The sequence below is a fragment of the Mesorhizobium sp. M4A.F.Ca.ET.022.05.2.1 genome, assembly GCF_003998845.1.
Classification (GTDB): domain Bacteria; phylum Pseudomonadota; class Alphaproteobacteria; order Rhizobiales; family Rhizobiaceae; genus Mesorhizobium.
The window spans coordinates 1-2550 of sequence record NZ_RZOJ01000603.1 but is presented as its reverse complement, the minus strand read 5'-3'; the positions used below and the strand labels follow the sequence as shown (position 1 = coordinate 2550).

Here is a 2550-nt window from a genome sequence, read left to right as displayed (position 1 = left end):
GTTCCGCTACGGCCGGCGGCTGCGCCAGATGGAGCACTGGCTGGTGGCGCGCCTGGCCATGGCGATGATCTCGCTGCTGCGGCTCCTGCCGCCGGACAAGGCGCTCAACTTCGCCGACCGCGTCGCCCGCCGCATCGGCCCGCTGGTCGGACGTCATCGGGTCGCGGTCAACAATCTGCGCCGCGCCTATCCCGCAAAGAGCGACGCCGAGATCGAGGCCATCGCGCTGGACATGTGGGGCAACATGGCCCGCCTCGCGGCCGAGTATATCTTCCTCGATGCGCTGTTCGATTTCGATCCGAATGCGACGAAGCCGGGCCGGGTCGAGGTGCGCGGTGTCGTGCATTTCGCCGAGATCGCCGGCGAGAAGAAGCCGCATATCCTGTTTACCGGCCATCTCGGCAATTTCGAGCTGCTGCCCGTGGCCGCGGCCACCTTCGGCATGAACATCACCGCGCTGTTTCGCCCGCCCAATAATCCCTATCTCGCCGATTACATCCACTCGACGCGCCGCTCGACCATGGGAGGCTTGCTGCCCTCCTCGACCGGCGCTTCCTTCGCGCTTGCCGCCATCCTGGAGAACGGCGGCAATATCGGCGTGCTCGTCGACCAGAAATTCTCCAGCGGACTGGAGACGACCTTCTTCGGCCGCCCTTGCCAGAGCAATCCGGTACTGGGCATGCTCGCCCGCCACTACGACTGCGACGTCTATCCGGCACGCTGCGTCCGGCTGCCGGACAACCGTTTCCGCCTCGAGATCGAGGACAAGCTGACCTTGCCGCGCACAGAGAGCGGCAGTGTCGACGTCCACGCCACCACCCAGCTTCTCGCCGACGTCGTCGAGCGCTGGGTGCGCGAGGATCCCGGCCAGTGGATGTGGTTCCACAAAAGGTGGGAGATGAGCGGCCGCCGCCGCAGCCGGCGTGGGCAGGCGAAAGTAGTCAGCTGAGCGCACCCAGGGTCGGTTTCCCAGCGCGGTCTGCACTGCCTGAAGGTTTTCCGGAAATCGAGGACTGAGGCCACCAGCAAAGAAAAGCCGCGAAGATTGCTCTTCGCGGCTTTGATGTAGCTCTTGCTTACCTGACCCTAGAGGAACGGCACGGTAAAATTCGACCGGTACGTATCCATGGTAGCGCCGTTGCGGTCCTCCGACAGCAGCGTATCCGAGCCGAAGCTCGCCCGCAGGCCGATCACATATTTGTGGACGTTCACGCTGCCCGGACCTTCGGAGAAAGTCAGATGATCCAACTGGTAGCGTCCGAAGACGGACCACGGCGTACCTGTGAAACGGTAGGTGGCCTGCAGAGCCGCCGAGACGGTGTCGAAGTGCGCGCCGTCCGCCGAAAGTCTCGCGAAGCCAAGTTCGCCGTCGAAGCGAAGGTTGTCCTGGGCGAAGTAGCGCACCACGCCGCGGCCACCCCAATTGTCGAGATGCTCGGATTCACCGGAGGCCCGCAACTGGCCGTAGTAGACTTGTCCGTAGACGGTCACGTTGCCGAAATAGGCTTGAGCTTCAGGGCCGACCGAGAAGGAGTATAGATCGGCACCGCCGAAATCTTCGCCGCCATATCCCGTGATCGTAGCGAAACCGCCGAGCGCATAGGCGCTCGGATCGCGCCAGTAGCCATGGATTGCGCCGCCGTAGCTGTAGATGTTCGTACCCTCGACCCACAGCGAATCGATCACCGCGTCGGTCTGGATGTTCCAGCGAGCGTCGATCGGAAAATTGACCCGGGCGGCGCCGCCGGCGGTCGTGCCGTCTGCATCGTCCCCGGGGGTCGCGAAGTAGAGACCGCCGAGATATACCTCGCCGTAGCCTGAAATATGCGGCTGGGCGAGTTCCTGGTCCAGGACGACGGGCGCGTCGGCAGCGAAGGTGGAAGTAGCGGTTACGGCAATCGCCGCGCTCAAAACAAGTCGATACATTGTAATCCCCAAGCATCAAAAAGTAACGTTGCGATACCTACCACCGCCAAAGATTTACGCAATCGACGCCGGCACCGGAAACCGTGCCTCGATGCGAGTTCCGGTTGCAGTGCGGCATTGCTGCAACGCTTTTGGCGCCGAAAGGCAATCGCGCGAGGTCAGTCGGTGACGACGATGCGCGTGTTGCCGTAGCCCGCTTCGCGCACCATCGAATAGAAGGTCGCGGCGTTGGCGGTGTGCAGGCGCACGCAGCCATGCGAGGCCGGACGCCCGAGATACTTCACCGCGCCGGTGCCGTGGATGGCGTAGCCGCCACGGAAGAACACTGAGTATGGCATCGGCGACATCTCGTATTTGCGCGAATACCACATCCGGGCCGTCCACTGCGGGCGGTAGCTGCCGCGCGGCGTGAAGTAACCCTTGCGGGCGGTGGACACGCTCCAGCGGTACAGCACCTGGCCGTATCTGCTGACGGTCATCGTTTGTGAGGATACATCGATATTGGCCACCAGGGCGGCAGCCTTGCCTGCGACCGAGGTGCCGAACAGCGCGGTCGCCAGTATCGTTGCCATGAGAACAGTCTTTTTCATGCGATCAAACCCCTTTGATTGCCCCTTGCATGCC

The 2550-nt window shown here is 63.1% G+C and carries 3 protein-coding genes; 1 reads left to right on the top strand and 2 read right to left on the bottom strand.

Translation table 11 applies throughout. From position 1 onward, the window contains the following. Positions 1–949: lipid A biosynthesis lauroyl acyltransferase (locus EN745_RS33450; RefSeq protein ID WP_127423213.1), on the top strand; the 949-nt coding region annotated here is incomplete at its 5' end. Positions 950–1086: 137 nt separating this feature from the next. On the opposite strand, the gene EN745_RS33445 is transcribed toward EN745_RS33450, so the two are convergent. Beyond that, positions 1087–1926: a hypothetical protein gene (locus EN745_RS33445; RefSeq protein ID WP_126054134.1), complete on the bottom strand. Its 840-nt coding sequence runs from the start codon at positions 1924–1926 to the stop codon at positions 1087–1089. A 158-nt stretch (positions 1927–2084) separates the two neighbouring features. Then, positions 2085–2516: a L,D-transpeptidase gene (locus EN745_RS33440; protein WP_126054133.1), complete on the bottom strand. Its 432-nt coding sequence runs from the start codon at positions 2514–2516 to the stop codon at positions 2085–2087. Between the last annotated feature and the right edge of the window lie 34 nt (positions 2517–2550).

What these genes read in the sequence shown, in the direction of transcription:
- EN745_RS33440 (WP_126054133.1), bottom strand. Translation starts at nt 2,516, where the DNA reads ATGAAAAAGACTGTTCTCATGGCAACGATACTGGCGACCGCGCTGTTC.
- EN745_RS33445 (WP_126054134.1), bottom strand. Translation starts at nt 1,926, where the DNA reads ATGTATCGACTTGTTTTGAGCGCGGCGATTGCCGTAACCGCTACTTCC.